Here is a 16,165-nt window from a genome sequence, read left to right as displayed (position 1 = left end):
GTATACTTATAATTTCATTACGGCTTATAAATGTCTGTTTTAAAACAAAAGTATAAAACGTTGCTATTTGTAAAAATACAACTAAGCTGAGTGAAGTTCACTTTATAATTGATGAGGAAGTACGATGTAATTGCTGAAACTTCCAGCTAAATAAAGGTAAAAATACAAAGAACAGTAAGGAACTGCTTTTTTAATTAATGGAGGAAGAAGTATGAGCTATTGGTTTTTTCTTAATTTCATTTTATTGATTTTGGCAATATATAAAGTTGTTACTCATTTTTCATTTCCAGAGCTCCATGTACATATTATTCTTGGATTTATTGGATTTATGTTTTTCCTATTCAACTGGACAAGGAATGCTGTTTTTTCAACCATCCGGAACATTCCAGATCGAAGGAAAAAAATTATGCTGGCAACGATGTCAAAAAAAGTAATGCCGTTTCATCGGTGGACAGGTATGCTGGCACTGTTGTTTATTTTCATGCATGCATGGGTCATTATTTATCGGTACGGGTTTTCAGTACAAAATGAAAAGATGCTTTCTGGACTGTTGGCGATGATTACATTAATGTTATTAGTTGCTACTGGTTGGATGCGGCTAATAAAACCTACAGGCAGGTTGCGAAGATTACATTTACGATTAGGCATGCTTTTGTTTTTGTTACTTGTACTACACATCATCTTGTAAGAGAATGTTCAAAAAGTCCGGTAAACATGACACTTTGAATATCAAACTCTCCTGAAGGTTGCAAACTTAGCTGATCGGCCGTTTGGACCCTCCTTACTTAATACGCACTGTAAGAAAACCTAAAGTTCAGTTGAATTGGCTCTTCAAATAATGAAAGTCGCCAATGGCAGGAAGATATAGTGAACTTCCCTATTTGCATAGTTTAAGCAAAGACTAACCATTTCCCATTTTTCAACAGTTATTAAAGAAATTAATCAGTGAATATGATAAAGTGTAGGTAAATTATAAAATGTTAATATTGGCAAATAGAGACAAAGGTAAGGGGTGATGAGATTGAACAGTAAAGACAGTTATCATTCACAAAAACATCCTGAAATTAATTCTCCGATACAAAATACTACACTGATTAAAGACATAAAATCACTTATCAAATTTCGTGTTTTAATTGCCAACGTGCTGCCAGTGTTTGTTGGTTTTTGGCTTGCGCTTTATTTCTCGGGGGGGTCCTTTTCAGAAAATATCGGAACATTTATCCTAGCCCTGGGAGGAAGTACATTCTTAATGGGTGGTGCACTGATCCTTAATAATTGGTATGATGCAGATATCGATAAAATGATGGAGAGGACCAAGAATCGTCCTACTGTCACGGGGAATTTTCCTCTAAAAAAAGTATTGGTGATCGGAATTATGGCTTCTGCAGCCGGGGGGATCCTGCTGCTCTTTACTACGGTCGAATCAGCGATTTATGGATTCATAGGCTGGTTTACTTATGTCGTATTGTATACGATTTGGTCCAAACGAAGATATACGATGAATACATTGATTGGCAGTGTTTCTGGTGCAGTTACACCTTTAATAGGCTGGGGAGCAGTTGAAACAGCTATTCACCCAGTTCCAATCGTACTGTTTCTCCTCTTATTCATTTGGCAGATTCCGCATACGTTTACGATAGCTATAAAAAAGCATGATGAATATAAGGCTGCCGGTGTTGCGATGCTCCCAGTTGTGCATGGAATAGAAATTACAAAGCGCCAGATGGTCGTGTATATTATTTGCCTACTTCCACTACCATTTCTGCTTGCCTCACTTGGTCTTGTTTTTGTGGTAGCGAGTACGATATTAAATATTACCTGGTTAATCATCGCGGTCAGAGGCTTTTTTACGGATGATAATTGGAAATGGGCACATATGAACTTTTTATACTCGGTAAATTATTTAACGGTAATCTTTCTCATGATGGTACTTGTGACATTACCGATTCTTTGAAACTTATAAAAGGAACAATCATGTCATTCGTCATTCGATTGTTCCTTTTTATAATTGTACTACCATTTAGATTTTATTAGAGACTGTTTCCCGTGTTTACCTGGATAAACAAGGTTAAGAAACATTTAAAAAGGATAGCAGGAGATTGTTAGAATTTGTCAAAGTAGTAAAATAGTAAATGATCTCACCGATGCTCTATCTCAGCTTTATAATCTAGGAAAGCAGAGGGCTGTTAATAATCCAGACAATGGATGTGTCAAACCCTTCGTAAAAGCCTACCAAAGCTCTATTGGTAATTCATGCTCTAAATGAATTGCCCGAAATATTAACTTTATATTGTGAGGCGGTTATAATTTGAGGTCGATTAGAAAGAGAAAATTACTAATGGTTATTGTATTCTTTATTTTTACGGTTGTTTATTTACACTATCAGAATAACTCACTATCGACGACAAAACATACGATACGTTCCAATCGAATCGCACAAGGTTTTGATGGATATCAAATCGTTCAGTTATCAGATGTACATAATAAATCTTTTGGTAAAAATCAGAGCAGGCTGATTAAAAAGGTGAAAGAATTAAATCCTGATTTGGTTGTTGTTACGGGAGATTTGGTAGATCGGAGAAAATACAATGACACTCCAATTCTGGTGCTGATGCAAGAAATGGTGGAGATTGCTCCAGTATATTATGTGACAGGGAACCATGAATGGGGCTCCGGAAAATTTGACAACTTAGAGGAAAAACTGATTCATTTGGGAGTACATGTCATGAGAGATTCGCATGTTGTCATTTCAAAAGGAGAAGAAGAAATTCAAATCCTTGGAATTGATGATCCTTCTATAAATGCCGATGAACATCACGCTGAATATAGTATAGCGAAATGGGCTATTGAGGATTCTCTTAAAGGAATGAAGAATAAAGATAGTTTTAAAATTCTTTTGTCACATCGACCAGAGTTGTTATCATTATATTCACAGTTTGATATGGATTTAATTTTTTCTGGACATGCTCATGGCGGGCAATTTAGAATACCAATGGTTGGTGGATTGGTAGCACCTAATCAGGGCATTTTACCTGAATATACATCCGGTAAGTATTCGGAAGGAAATACTACGATGGTTGTTAGTAGGGGATTAGGCAACAGTATTATACCTCAACGATTATGGAATCGGCCGGAAATAGTCTCCGTAACGCTATCATCATTAGTAGACTAGTGGATTTAATTGTCGAATACGTAAAAAGGAACAATCTCCAATAGATTGTTCCTTTTTCAGCAGATAGGAAAGTATAAAACTTTCCTATCTGCATAATTGCAACTAAGGCTGTAACTGAAAGGCTTGGTGACAAGCAAGTTTTCTAATAAATTCTATCTTTTACTCTCTGCATTGCTTTTTGCTAGTCTGCTATCTTCAACATCCGATTCATACTTAATACGATTGATATCGAGATCATTTGGTAATTGATTTTTACCTGTTATATTTTCCAGTAATTCTTTAACGTCGATTCCTGAAGATGCTTTTAATGATTCCTGCAGCGTGGACATCAGATTTGTTGCATAGCCGGTTACTTTATTGGCTCCACCATCAGGTCCACTGCTTCCAGTATCAACAACTGTAATCTTATCAATATTGGCAAGTGGGCTTGCTACTTCTTTTGCATATTCAGGTAGCATTTTCATGACCATATCAAGGATTGCTGCCTGGCCGAACTGTTCGAATGCCTCTGCGATTTTCTCTTTTGCTTCTGCTTCTGCAAGACCTTTTAAGCGAATGATTTCTGCTTCGGATTCCCCTTGTGCTCTTGTAGAATCTGCTTGTGCAAGACCAGCTGCACGAACTTGTTCAGCCTCGGCACGTGCTTCCGCTTCAATACGATATTGATTTGCATCTGCTGCTGCAAGCTGTTTTGCTTTATCAGCGATAGCAGCCTGTTCGACTGCATAACGGTCGGCATCCGCTTTCTTTTTGACTTCAGAGTCGTATTGTTTCTCGCGACGAAGAATCTCTTTTTCTTCTAATTCAATTTGTTTTTGACGCTCAATGATTTTAATTTGCATTTCCTGTTCGGTAACCTGTTGTTTCGCTCGTGCGGTTTCATAATCATATGCTTGGTCGGCACGGGCTTTTGCAATATCCTGTTCACGTCTATATTCTGCAGTTTTAAGTTGATTTTCTTTTTCTGCTTCGGCAATTTCAGTAGCTCTTTCCAATTCAGACTTTTGAGCTTCTTTTGCTGCTTGAGCACGTTTAATACGTGTTTCTTTATCCGCTTCCGCTGTAGCAATATCAGCATCACGCTTTACTTGAGCAATTCTTGGTTTACCCAATGAATCAAGATAGCCGTTTTTATCCCGTACTTCTTTAATGGTGAAGGATACGATCACAAGTCCCATTTTTGCTAAATCCTGAGACGCTACTCGTTGTACTTCCTGAGAAAATTTATCGCGGTTTTTATAAATTTCTTCGACGGTCATTGACCCAAGGATGGAACGAAGATGACCCTCGAGTACTTCTTTTGCTTCATTTTCACGGTCTGCTTTTGATTTACCTAAAAATTGTTCGGCAGCAGTGGCAATCTCACTGATAGAACCACCAATTTTTATGATTGCAGTTCCGTCGGCCATGACGGGAACACCCTGTTCGGTGTATACTTCCGGGGTTGTTACCTCTAACTTGCTTGATAACAAACTTAATGGCTCTGCCTGCTGGAAAACCGGTAGGACGAAAGTACCTCCACCGCGAATAATCTTAATTTTGTTACCGGATTCATCAACATGAACATTTTTCCCGCCGAGATAGCTTCCTGTAACAATCAATGCTTCATCAGGACCTGCAGTACGATATTTTGTAACAAAAACACCGATAAGTGCAATTAATAAAAATGCTGCAATCCCAATTACAATCCAAAACTCTGTCATTTTGTTTCCCCCTTAACATTTTATTAAAAATACCTATCTTGGATAAGTATCATTAACCAGAATAGTTGTAGTCCAAATCAAATTCATAAGGTACTACGTATAAAATCCCTTTCTCCACTTCAATGACGAGCACGTGCTGTCCTTCATCGATGATCTCATTATCATAGCTCGCGGCGGTCTTTGAAATCATACCGCTTTTGTTTTCAATGACGATTTCTCCAAAACCATCCTTCGGGACAGGAATGATGATTTTCCCGACCCTTCCTTTTAATGACTCTTCAGTATAGCCGAGTGATTCTTCTGCAGACGACATGGGAATAAGGATAAATACATTTAGAAGCGTAACCAGAACGAAAGCAATCAGGATTGAAATGATGATAATCATAATACTTGAAAAAGATGTAATGAATTCCAATACGTATCCTGACGCAGCGAATAATACAATAAATGCCAATATCACCGCAGGATTCAGGAAAAAGACGGATTCACTGATTCCTTCAGCGATATCGCCAAAAAAAATATATAGAACAGTCAATAGTCCCGCAATAACAAGCAGGATTAAATAAAGGCTTTCCATCGGATAACCAAAAATTGTCATATGTATCAGTCCTTTATCACGCATTAACGGGCTGTAAACTCCCAGCTCTAAGCGTGAGAAGATTAAAAATGAGAAGGTGGTGAACAGCCTGTAAACTCCTGATTCTGTTCAAGGGCCTTTAGGTCATACCCTTGTGGCTAACATTCAGGGGGGAAGAAAAACCTCACTGAATGAATTTTCACTTTATGCTTAATCTAAAAGACCTTGTATTCTATATACGAATTACTTATCTAAATGGTTTCATAAGAATCAAAAGATTTATAGTTTTGCTTGAATTATTTTCTCTATGAAGGAAATCGTGATGGGGATGTGATTGTACGTCAATTTTAAAAGTAGTGCATATCAACTATATTCTAAACATTCGATAATATCAATACAAATAAATACATGAAGAAAAAGACACCATAAAATTATATTGTGATGCTGTGAGATGATATTTCTTCATAATAAAAGAGTTACTTAATCAATTTTCGTAAAAGTGAAATTGACAAATAAATCTTTGTACAATTACGAGGGATAGAGAAACACTGCTTAAGATGACTTTGAATTAACTGTTAGGCCTTCATCGCATTTGTTATAAAATGCGACATTACTTCTTTTTATGTTAAACCTAAAACACCTGGCAACGGAAATTAGTTTCTCAGGCCGTCGCTCTGGGAAATACACTGCGCTTTTCGCGGGCGGCTGGCGAGCCAACTTGCGCTAAAGCGCTGCGTTGTCTCACCGATGCCTCTGCTCCCGCAGAAGTCTCCGTGTATTTCCCAGAGCTGGTAAGAAGATTGCTACGTAAAATAGCATTAAACAGCTCCACTAGTCAAGTTGAGTTACATAAATAATAATCTATATGTTTACAATCCCAAACTTCTTCATTTTGTTATACAGGGTTACTCTGGAAATACCTAATCTTTTAGCTGTTTCAGATTTATTTCCATTTGTTTGATTAAGTGTTTTCTCAATAAGCTGCTTTTCCATCATCTCTTTTTCCTTTGGCAAGGAGTTGTTAGTGGTTGTGATAGTGCTTGCCCGTATTGGCGATAAGGTAGGCAGATAGCTTAAGAGATCGTGTTGTGTAATGAAGGATTTTTCAGTAAGGATGATCATTCTTTCCATCAAGTTGCGTAATTCCCGAATATTACCTGGCCAATTATAATGCAGAAGTAATGGGATAGCATCTTTTTCTATTATAGGAACTGGCACCTGATAATGAGATGCGAATTGTCTCAAAAACATTTCTGCCAATTCATTGATGTCGTCAATTCTGTCACGAAGGGGAGGCATGGTCACTTGAATGACATTCAATCGATAATATAAATCCGATCTGAATTTTTTTTCTTCCATCAGTCTTTCCAGATTTTGATTTGTAGCTGCGATAAACCGTACATTAACTTTCCTTCCTCTCGAGTCTCCAATCCGATAAATATTGTTTTCCTGTAGTACACGCAGAAGTTTAACCTGCATCTCCAGAGGAAGCTCACCAACTTCGTCGAGAAAAAGAGTTCCACCATCGGCCATTTCAATTTTACCTGCTTTTCCTTTTTTCTCGGCACCAGTAAATGATCCGCCCTCATAGCCAAAGAGCTCACTTTCAAATAGCGCATTCGGAATAGCACCGCAATTTACAGGTATAAATGGACCGTTATTTCGGTCACTTGCTTCGTGAATAGCGCGTGCGCATATTTCTTTCCCTGTTCCACTTTCTCCCAGCACTAATGTGGTAGCGTCTGTCCTAGCGGCTTTACGGGCAATATGAACTGCCTTCTGTAAGGATGGACTTTTTCCTATTAATTTGGAGAAGGGGCTCTCATCGGTATTTGTGTAAACCTGTTGCCTGAGTTCATTCAATTCAGCAGAAGTTGTTTCCAAGTTATCATTTAATTTGACAATGTGAGTAATATCCCTTTCAACAGATAACGCTCCAATTAGTTGATTTTCTTCATTACGGATAGGAACTGCAGTAACTACCACGTGCTTGTCTCTGCGGGGGCGATGATAGGCATTTTTAACAGGTTCTTTCGTTTCAAGTACGTTGAACACCATTAAATCATCGTTATGAAAAAAATCGTTTATCGGCTTATTGATAATATCTGTGCGGCTGATGTTGTACGTTTCGACAGCTGCATCATTCCAGAAAATTACTTCCATTTTATGATTGACAATCGTAATCGCGTCATCTTCTGCAGCTAATACTGCCTCTAAGTAATGAAGATTATTAATCATCAGGTTCACCTCATCAATCTGTAAAGATCATTTAAATATAGTGTATAGTTTATTAACAATATTGTAAATAAACTATACACTATATTTTCAGATAGTTTCTCCGATTCATTCTATTGATGAAGTCTAAATTATACACAACCTAATGTATACAAGGATTGTGACGCTTTTAAGTAGATTAAGTGAAAAGTTGGCATAAGTTTTGCTTGTAAATAGTGAAGAATGATTTGCAGTTCGAATAATCAAGGAGGTTTTTTATATGGTTTTACCATTTAAACATGAACCATTTACAGATTTTAGTGATGACAGGAACCGCAAAGAATTTGAAGCAGCTTTAGAACTTGTAAAAGGTGAATTGGGGAAGGAATACCCATTGGTAATTAATGGGGAGAGAATCTTCACACAAGATAAACTTATATCCGTCAGCCCTTCCGATAAAAATCAGGTAATAGGTAATGTTTCAAAAGCTACAAAGGAACACGTAGACCAGGCGTTTGAGGCAGCACTGGAAGCTTTTAAAACTTGGAAAAAGTGGACTGCCAAAGAACGTGCTGATGTTCTGTACCGTGCTGCGGCAATGGTTCGTCGTCGTAAACACGAATTCTCTGCTTGGCTCGTATACGATGCCGGCAAACCTTGGGATCAGGCAGATGGTGACACAGCGGAAGGTATAGATTTCCTTGAATATTATGCAAGGCAAATGATTGAACTGGCAGAAGGTAAAAAATTGGTCGACCATGAGGCAGAGCATAATGACTATTTTTATCAGCCAATGGGTCCTGGTGTAACGATTCCACCATGGAACTTCGCATTCGCAATCGTTTGTGGTACTGTGGCGGCACCAATTGTAGCCGGTAACCCTGTGCTATTAAAACCTTCTGAAAATACGCCGGTTATTGCTTATAAACTAGTTGAAGTTCTGGAGGAGGCAGGATTGCCAAAGGGTGTCCTTAACTTCGTCCCTGGGGATCCAACTGAAATAGGAGACTACCTTGTAGACCATAAAGAAACACGCTTTATTAACTTTACTGGCTCACGCGCTACGGGAACACGTATTATTGAAAGAGCAGCGAAAATTCAGGAGGGACAACAGCATCTTAAACGTGTAGTCGCTGAGATGGGTGGTAAAGATACAATTATTGTCGATCATGATGCAGACCTTGATTTGGCTGCCGATGCGATTGTGAACTCCGCGTTTGGTTTCTCTGGCCAGAAATGTTCTGCGTGCTCAAGAGCTGTCATTCATAAAGATGTATATGAAGAAGTATTGGAAAAATCAATTGAACGAACGAAAGAATTAACCATTGGCAACCCATCGGAAGAGAACTATTATATGGGTGCTGTCGTTAACCAGAAACAGTTCGACAAGATCAAAGATTATATTGAGATTGGCAAAAATGAAGGTGAGCTTGTGTACGGCGGGGATGCCGATGATTCAAAGGGTTTCTTCATTTCTCCAACCATCTTCAAGAATCTCGATCCAAAAGCTAGAATTATGCAAGAAGAAATCTTTGGACCAGTTGTTGCGTTTGCGAAAGCGGAAGATTTTGATGAATTATTGGAAATTGCCAACAACACGGAATATGGTCTTACAGGTGCGGTTATTTCCAATAATCGTGAACACCTGAATCGTGCACGCCATGATTTTCATGTAGGTAATCTCTATTTCAATCGTGGATGTACGGCTGCGATTGTTGGGTACCAGCCATTTGGCGGATTCAAAATGTCCGGTACAGATTCAAAAGCTGGCGGGCCGGATTATCTGCAGCATTTCCTTGAAGCAAAAGTTGTTTCTGAAAAATTCTAACGCCATCTTTCGCGGTAAGCAGATTACTTACCGCGAAAATAGATTGCTATTTAAATGGATGGAATGTGATTCAGTTATTTTTTCTAAGAAGTCACATTTTAAAGGGGAAACGAACATGGCAAATCTAACAAAGGATTTTTTTATTGGTTTATCAAATAACAAATTATTGAATGCTCAAGCAAAAAAATGGGGATTCCGTTTAGGAGCAGATAAGTTCGTAGCAGGTACCAACATGGATAGTGTTATTGAAACGATTAGAGAATTGAACAGTCATCATATTAGCTGCACACTTGATAACCTTGGTGAATTTGTCTCTGATCGAGAGGAGGCAAGCACTGCGAAAACGGAAATCATCCAGATTTTAAACAAAATCCATGAAGAAAAACTGGATTGTCATTTGTCGGTAAAACTAACACAGCTTGGTCTCGATATCGACTATGATTTCTGTGTTGAAAATATGAAGGAGATTTTAAAAAAAGCAGATGCCTATCATATTTTCATCAATATCGACATGGAGAAATATATCCATTATGAAAGGACATTGGATGTCCTGAAAGAGCTTCGCAACCAATACAGTCATGTCGGAACGGTTATTCAATCGTATCTTTATCGTGCCGAGGATGATCTTGAGGAATTGAAGGGTGTTCGATTACGGCTTGTAAAGGGTGCATATAAAGAAAATGTATCCGTCGCTTTTCAATCCAAACAAGACATCGACCGTAATTTTATCGAACTTTCCAAAAAACGGCTGCTTGGGGATGCGTTTACTTCCATCGCTACACATGATCATCATATTATTCATGTGCTAAAAGAATTTGTAAAAGAGAACAATATAAGCAGAGATAAATTTGAATTCCAAATGCTTTATGGCTTCCGGACAGAAATGCATGATGACCTGGTAAAGGAAGGATATAATTTTTGTACGTATATTCCGTTTGGAACGGACTGGTTTGGTTACTTCATGCGCCGTCTTGCAGAACGTCCGCAAAATATGAACTTGATTGTGAAAGATGCTTTCCTTAGTAAGGACAATAAATTGAAAAAAGAACCGATTATACTCGGTACATTGGCAATCACTTCATTAGTGGTATGGAGAAAAAAGAAAAATAAAAAAGAAAAAGTTAGTTGATTATCCAGTGAACTGCTGTTTGAATGCTAGTAAAGAATGAAGCGACACCTGCTGTTGGCAAGTAGTCGCTTTTTATGTTGTAACAAAATTAATGTCCAGCTACATCTCTTTTTGTAAAGAATAACCATGAAAAAAGTAAAAACAGAATATAGTAGACGATTAAAACGGTTATGGAAAAGCCTAACGTCATTCCCTCAATCCATGGTGTATTTCCGTTAGTATATTGACTCAAGTCCGTATTGGCAAATAGAATATATTTTGCCCAAGAACGCTCCATGAAGAAAAATACAATTTGGTTTCCGACCATCATAAGGAAAATGGCTGTTCCAATTGCAAGAGCACTATTGCGAAAAACGGTGGAAATCATGAAGGCAAAGGTTGCCATCATTACAAGTGTGACGATCTGAAACCCATAGCCAGTTATGATTTCTCCTATAATCGATACATATTCGAGTCCAGTATGCTTCTCCAGAACAATATAAGGATTTACTCCTTCGATACCAAAGAAAACTGCACCGACAAGCCAGGAAAACAGTAATACAAAAAATAGAGTGAACAACGAAAATAATAAAACTGCTGTATATTTTGATGCCAAGATCTTAGTTCTTGAAATAGGGCGGATGAGTAAAAGCTTGATTGTCCCCCATCTGAACTCATTGGCTACGATACCGGCAGCAACAATTATCGTAAGTAAACTGACAATGGATAATAGCATTTCATTTTCCATGACGAATTGCCAAGCGTCGTATCCAGCCGGTTGAATATCGTTTTCCAGGTAATAATTATTGATTTCAATAAAACTATTATTAAAGTCTTGAAAAAATGGATCTTGTTCCGACTCTCTTGTCAATTCCGCATTCTCTTCCTGCAATGCCTCCCGCCAACTATTCTGTTCATAGCCTTCATTCACTTCCCCATAAATGTTTACCATGATTGCTAGTCCAAGAATTATTACGCCTAGCAGGATATACATAATCCAGGTTGATTTTCTGAAATATATTTTTAGTGATTCATTATAAATAAGTTTAAAAAAGTTATTCAATTGTATTCTCTCCAATCAAATCAAAGAATTTATCTTCCAGAGTAGATGTTGCTATTCCGACCTGAAATACGGAAACATTATGACCTACCAAGGTTTGAATGAGGGCAGGGATGTTTTCTTTTTCACTTTTAAAGGAAATTTGCTCCTTTTCTTGAACAGCATGTATGTCATGCTCTGTTTTTAAGAGCTGAATGGCTTGTTCAATTGGTGTTGCTTCGATTTGAACCTGTTTCAAATGGTTGTGCTCCGTTTTTTCATTAACTTGTTGAATGGCGACAAGCTCGCCATTTTTTATGACACCAATGCGATCACACATCAGTTCAATTTCAGATAAAAGATGGCTTGAGATGATTACGGCCACATTCTTCTCTATTGCAAGTCTTCTAATATACATGCGAATTTCCCTAATTCCAGCAGGGTCCAGACCATTCGTAGGTTCGTCCAGAATTAATACAGAAGGCTGATGTAATAGAGCCTGAGCGATACCTAGCCGTTGGCGCATGCCTAATGAATATCTGCCCACTTTTTCTTTCATAGCTTTTTCAAGGCCGACAAGCTGTACAACTTCCCTTAATCGTTCATTCGTTATTCCGGGTATCATGCGGGCATACTGATTCAGATTCTGGGAACCTGTCATAAATGGGTACATTTCGGGATTCTCAACAATCGCTCCAACTTCGCGTACTGCTGCTTTATAGTCTGATTTTATGCTTTTCCCAAGAATTCTTACATCCCCTTCAGTGAGTTGCATTAACCCAACCATCATCCGGATGGTCGTTGTCTTGCCGGCGCCGTTTGGTCCAATAAGACCGAAGACTTCTCCTTTATGAATGGAGAATGACAATCCCTTAATGATTTCCTTCTTGCCAATTTTTTTCCTGACATTGATCAATTCCATTGCCAATTCTTTAGACATATGTAGTAACCTCCATTATTAGACTGTATTCATACTTACGGATGGAGGATTGGAAATGTTTCATATATTTCATACTATTAGCTCTTGTAAAAAATGTTTAATCTATAGTTCAACGGGAAAATACACACTAACTTAGTAAATGAGTTTTAAAAATTGAAAGGAGTTTTTACATTGGAAACTACTCTACAAAAACAGAAAAAGGCGAAAACAGGTTTAATCGTGGCAGGGGTTCTTGCAAGTACGTCGCTGATTTTGCTGAACAGTAATGCACGTACAAAGGTAAAAGATACATCAAAATCAATGAAGGACTCCGTGAATAAGTATACGGCATCGATTAAGGAAGATCCGAATGGAACAAAAGAAGCGCTGATTACACGTGTTCAAAATGCAACTGAAATTTCAAAAGAAGCTATCAATAAAATACAGGCAATCCTGGATACGCAAGCAAAAGAAATGAAAGATACGACAAAAAAAATTGCGGATGATTCCAAAGAGGTGGTATCTTCAGCAAAGGACGCAAAGGGAGATATCAAGGATGTAAAAGATAAAGCTTTAGAAGCAAAAAATGAATTGCTTTCAGCGAAGGAAGATGTAAAGTCAACATCTCCATCTAGTAAAAACAGTAAATCAAAACCAACAACAGATCATACCATTACAAGCACACCAGTTAATTAAGAAAGCATAAAGCTGCTTCAACTCCCCCAGATCAATTCGGGCTGTTGAAGCAGCTTTTTTAAGCTAATTTGATAGATGATTATGTCCCTTAAATATTTAAAAACCATTTTTTAAAGCGTATAGACACCTTCTAGAAGCGACTCAATGGTGGCCAGTTCCATTCGTATATTTATGATATCCTCTTCTTTTATTGCTGCAATCAGTCTCCGAATGCTTTCATCAATACCTTCATACTCTCCTTCATCACCTATTAATTGTACTTTCCATTTATTTTTATCATACATGTCCTTTAACGCTTCCACTTGTGTAGCTATTTTCTTCCAATCAGGATTCTCCAGGGACTGCTCGAGCATATTAATTTGTTTGAAGAAGTAATCCCCACCGACTTTGTTCGTGCAACCTGAAAGCAGGATTAATAACGCCATAAAAATAAAAAGAAATTTCTTCATGAATGCTCCGACCTCCTGAAATATGAATGCTTAAACTTAGATTGTCCAATAATAAAGAAAGCTTACATACCAAAACGAAGAAGGGGGAGTTTGTCCATGTCAGAAACAGTATTAATTCTGATTCGCTCGGTAGGTGCATTTCTATTATTGTTTCTTATGGCCCGCATAATGGGGAAGAAACAAATATCACAGCTTACTTTTTTTGACTATTGTGTTGGTATTACAATAGGTTCCATCGCTGCAACCTTGTCAGTTGACCAGAATGTGAAAATTTCCAACGGATTAATGGCATTGCTTATTTGGGGGCTATTTCCACTTATTCTGGCTTATGGAGGTATTAAGTCAAGAGTTTTCTCGAATCTAACAGATGGTAAAGCAGCGATATTGATCCAAAATGGTAAAATTCAGGAGAAAGAACTGAAAAAGAATTTAATAACGATTAACGAATTAATCCTGTTATTAAGAGAGAAAGATGTTTTTAAGTTTTCCGATGTGGAGCTGGCTGTACTGGAAACGAACGGTGACCTTAGCGTTATGCTCAAAACAGATCAGCAGCCAATTACACCTCATTCAATAGGACTGAAAGTAGAACAGGAACATTCACCATCCATCCTGATTATGGATGGAGAAATACTTGAAAAAGGCCTTGAAGATAAAGGGTATTCTAAAGAGTGGCTATTAGGTGAGGTGCAAAAACAAGGAGCAGAGGATTTTAAAGATGTATTTGCAGCACAAATTGATTCGCGTGGCAACCTGTATGTCGACCTATATGACGATGCAAGTAAGCGGCAAACTTTAGAGGAAAAACCCCTGCTGGGAGCTACATTAAAGAAAATACAAGCAGATTTGGAGAGCTTTTCTCTGCAGACAGACAATCCTGATGCGAAGAAACTCTACGCAGAACAAGCATCCGAATTGAAGAAAACGCTTGACTCTATTTTGCCTTATTTAAAATAATCAAAGCATTTTACATTTGGCTTTGATGAAGGCTTCAAGTGACGATTCTGTTTTCATTGAGGTTGTAAAACTATCATCTATTTAAAAATATTGCTCTTTTTGAAACCTTTAGAATGGATAGGTCGTATATAAAAGTGAGATTAATTTTAGGAGGAAGTTATGATGAGAAAGTGGATGTTATCATTTGTATTCGTACTAACGGTAAGTTTGGCAGCGTGCAACAATGATGATATGGAGGATGTGTTTACGAAGGCAATGGAAGTTTCAGAGGGGATGGAAAGTGCAGAAGTAGTTATGGACATTAGTCAGCTATTGTCATCGGGTGAATCAATGAATCTGGAGATGCAAAGTGAAATGAAAGCTGAAATGATTGTAGATCCAATTGCTATGTATCAATCTGGAACGATGCATATGGAGATGGATGGTTTCCCTATGGATATGGAAACAGAAATGTATATGACAGAAGAGGGACTGTTTACATATGATTCCATGTCTCAAAGTTGGATACGACTGGATAATGAGATGTATGCTGATTTGGCTAATTTGGAGCAACAGGATCCTTCCGCTCAACTCGAGTTGCTGGAGCCGTTTATGGATGATGTGGAATTCGAGGAAACAGCTGATGGGTATATCTTTAGGTTTGCTGGTGAAGGTGAATCACTTAACCAGTTTTCCGAAAAAGTACTTGCAGAGTATATGGATACTGAAATGTTTGCTGATTTTGGAGCTGACATCACGGAGATACTTGAGAGCATGACAGTGAACAAGTTGAACTATGAGATGGTAATAGACAAACAAACGTATGAAACGAAGACCTTTACGATGGATCTAGATATGACTGTAGCAGCAGAAGGTGAAGAATTGTCAATTTCCCAGCAAGTTAATGCCGAATATACTGGTATTAACACAGTGGACTCGATTGAGGTACCACAGGAAGTGTTGGATAATGCAGTAGACATGAGTTACTAGATTGTCAGCATTGTAGGAACAAAAGTGCAGGGCGCCCGTTTAGGGACGTACGGACTGCGCCCCGAACTGTGGGGTGGTTCGACTTGTCGAACATTCCTACGTAGGAGATAAAGGAAACATGCCCCTTGGACTTTAGGGGTATGCCGACGTTGGCGTAGCCTGTTCTTAGTCGGCCCTCCTTATACACCCGAGTCGATGTTGATTTAGATTGTCATGAGGTGAAGGAAGTCTCGCTAGTCCCTGGGCGCTGGAGCTATACGTGGCCATTTAGGTGTAAGTATTAATTGCAGCCAAAATTTTATACTTTCCTACTCCTGAACAATAGAAGCCCGGATGATTCGTCATTCGGGCTTCTTTCATGCTGATTTCTCGGGTATACGGAAAAATTACTGAATAACAACCGACCTTTGCTGAATAATTAGTTTGGTTTCTCGGATAAATTATTCAAATTGTCGGATAAACCACTGAGATTCGTATAAATATATATATATTCAAAATATTCCCTGCTATAATTGAGGGTAAGCTTTTTGTTTA

Annotated in this window: 14 protein-coding genes; 8 read left to right on the top strand and 6 right to left on the bottom strand. The window is 38.1% G+C overall.

The window, feature by feature from the left end; translation table 11 throughout:
* The first annotated feature begins 211 nt into the window (after positions 1-211).
* From MN204_RS05120 to MN204_RS05110, 3 genes are all read left to right on the top strand, one after another.
* Positions 212-688: a hypothetical protein gene (locus MN204_RS05120; protein ID WP_249869999.1), complete on the top strand. Its 477-nt coding sequence runs from the start codon at positions 212-214 to the stop codon at positions 686-688.
* 333 nt (positions 689-1,021) lie between these two features.
* Complete coding sequence (gene cyoE, locus MN204_RS05115) at positions 1,022-1,954, top strand: heme o synthase (RefSeq protein ID WP_306798587.1); 933 nt, start codon at positions 1,022-1,024, stop codon at positions 1,952-1,954.
* Positions 1,955-2,338: 384 nt separating this feature from the next.
* Positions 2,339-3,172, top strand: a complete 834-nt coding sequence (locus MN204_RS05110; RefSeq protein ID WP_306798602.1) for a metallophosphoesterase — start codon at positions 2,339-2,341, stop codon at positions 3,170-3,172.
* 152 nt (positions 3,173-3,324) lie between these two features.
* On the opposite strand, the gene floT is transcribed toward MN204_RS05110, so the two are convergent.
* The 3 genes from floT to MN204_RS05095 all read right to left on the bottom strand — a co-directional run bounded on the left by floT (position 3,325) and on the right by MN204_RS05095 (position 7,690).
* Entirely contained in the window at positions 3,325-4,875 is a 1,551-nt protein-coding gene (floT, locus tag MN204_RS05105; protein WP_249869998.1) for a flotillin lipid rafts scaffold protein FloT, read from the bottom strand.
* Positions 4,876-4,927: 52 nt separating this feature from the next.
* A complete protein-coding gene (locus tag MN204_RS05100) occupies positions 4,928-5,473 on the bottom strand; it encodes an NfeD family membrane protein (RefSeq protein ID WP_249870245.1) in 546 nt (181 codons plus the stop codon).
* 840 nt (positions 5,474-6,313) lie between these two features.
* Positions 6,314-7,690, bottom strand: a complete 1,377-nt coding sequence (locus tag MN204_RS05095; protein WP_249869997.1) for a sigma-54 interaction domain-containing protein — start codon at positions 7,688-7,690, stop codon at positions 6,314-6,316.
* A gap of 256 nt (positions 7,691-7,946) precedes the next feature.
* Between MN204_RS05095 and pruA the strand changes: the two genes are divergently transcribed.
* Positions 7,947-9,494, top strand: coding sequence for an L-glutamate gamma-semialdehyde dehydrogenase (gene pruA, locus MN204_RS05090; protein WP_249869996.1), 1,548 nt, complete (start codon positions 7,947-7,949; stop codon positions 9,492-9,494).
* A 115-nt stretch (positions 9,495-9,609) separates the two neighbouring features.
* Positions 9,610-10,623 (top strand): proline dehydrogenase family protein, encoded by a 1,014-nt coding sequence (locus MN204_RS05085; protein ID WP_249869995.1) that lies wholly within the window; start codon positions 9,610-9,612, stop codon positions 10,621-10,623.
* Between the two features lie 88 nt (positions 10,624-10,711).
* Here MN204_RS05085 and MN204_RS05080 read toward each other — a convergent pair whose 3' ends face one another.
* Positions 10,712-11,665, bottom strand: a complete 954-nt coding sequence (locus tag MN204_RS05080) for an ABC transporter permease (RefSeq protein WP_249869994.1) — start codon at positions 11,663-11,665, stop codon at positions 10,712-10,714.
* The gene (locus MN204_RS05075) at positions 11,658-12,581 is read right to left on the bottom strand and encodes an ABC transporter ATP-binding protein (protein WP_249869993.1); all 924 of its coding nucleotides are present in this window, start codon (positions 12,579-12,581) and stop codon (positions 11,658-11,660) included. Before MN204_RS05075 ends, MN204_RS05080 begins: the two co-directional genes overlap by 8 nt.
* Positions 12,582-12,752: 171 nt before the next feature.
* Between MN204_RS05075 and MN204_RS05070 the strand changes: the two genes are divergently transcribed.
* Entirely contained in the window at positions 12,753-13,256 is a 504-nt protein-coding gene (locus MN204_RS05070) for a hypothetical protein (RefSeq protein WP_249869992.1), read from the top strand.
* A gap of 110 nt (positions 13,257-13,366) precedes the next feature.
* Here MN204_RS05070 and MN204_RS05065 read toward each other — a convergent pair whose 3' ends face one another.
* Positions 13,367-13,705, bottom strand: coding sequence for a DUF4363 family protein (locus MN204_RS05065; RefSeq protein ID WP_249869991.1), 339 nt, complete (start codon positions 13,703-13,705; stop codon positions 13,367-13,369).
* Between the two features lie 96 nt (positions 13,706-13,801).
* On the opposite strand from MN204_RS05065, the gene MN204_RS05060 reads away from it, so the two are divergent.
* Both MN204_RS05060 and MN204_RS05055 read left to right on the top strand, forming a co-directional pair.
* The gene (locus MN204_RS05060; RefSeq protein WP_249869990.1) at positions 13,802-14,662 is read left to right on the top strand and encodes a DUF421 domain-containing protein; all 861 of its coding nucleotides are present in this window, start codon (positions 13,802-13,804) and stop codon (positions 14,660-14,662) included.
* A gap of 162 nt (positions 14,663-14,824) precedes the next feature.
* Complete coding sequence (locus MN204_RS05055; protein ID WP_249869989.1) at positions 14,825-15,631, top strand: DUF6612 family protein; 807 nt, start codon at positions 14,825-14,827, stop codon at positions 15,629-15,631.
* Positions 15,632-16,165: the final 534 nt, after the last annotated feature.

The organism is Oceanobacillus saliphilus, assembly GCF_023522835.1.
In the GTDB taxonomy this organism is placed as follows: domain Bacteria; phylum Bacillota; class Bacilli; order Bacillales; family Amphibacillaceae; genus Oceanobacillus; species Oceanobacillus saliphilus.
The sequence above is the reverse complement of the archived record's forward strand: the minus strand, read 5'-3'. Positions and strand labels throughout refer to the sequence as shown.

What these genes read in the sequence shown, in the direction of transcription:
- MN204_RS05120 (WP_249869999.1), top strand. Translation starts at nt 212, where the DNA reads ATGAGCTATTGGTTTTTTCTTAATTTCATTTTATTGATTTTGGCAATA.
- MN204_RS05110 (WP_306798602.1), top strand. Translation starts at nt 2,339, where the DNA reads ATGGTTATTGTATTCTTTATTTTTACGGTTGTTTATTTACACTATCAG.
- floT (WP_249869998.1), bottom strand. Translation starts at nt 4,875, where the DNA reads ATGACAGAGTTTTGGATTGTAATTGGGATTGCAGCATTTTTATTAATT.
- MN204_RS05100 (WP_249870245.1), bottom strand. Translation starts at nt 5,473, where the DNA reads ATGACAATTTTTGGTTATCCGATGGAAAGCCTTTATTTAATCCTGCTT.
- MN204_RS05095 (WP_249869997.1), bottom strand. Translation starts at nt 7,690, where the DNA reads ATGATTAATAATCTTCATTACTTAGAGGCAGTATTAGCTGCAGAAGAT.
- pruA (WP_249869996.1), top strand. Translation starts at nt 7,947, where the DNA reads ATGGTTTTACCATTTAAACATGAACCATTTACAGATTTTAGTGATGAC.
- MN204_RS05085 (WP_249869995.1), top strand. Translation starts at nt 9,610, where the DNA reads ATGGCAAATCTAACAAAGGATTTTTTTATTGGTTTATCAAATAACAAA.
- MN204_RS05075 (WP_249869993.1), bottom strand. Translation starts at nt 12,581, where the DNA reads ATGTCTAAAGAATTGGCAATGGAATTGATCAATGTCAGGAAAAAAATT.
- MN204_RS05065 (WP_249869991.1), bottom strand. Translation starts at nt 13,705, where the DNA reads ATGAAGAAATTTCTTTTTATTTTTATGGCGTTATTAATCCTGCTTTCA.
- MN204_RS05060 (WP_249869990.1), top strand. Translation starts at nt 13,802, where the DNA reads ATGTCAGAAACAGTATTAATTCTGATTCGCTCGGTAGGTGCATTTCTA.
- MN204_RS05055 (WP_249869989.1), top strand. Translation starts at nt 14,825, where the DNA reads ATGAGAAAGTGGATGTTATCATTTGTATTCGTACTAACGGTAAGTTTG.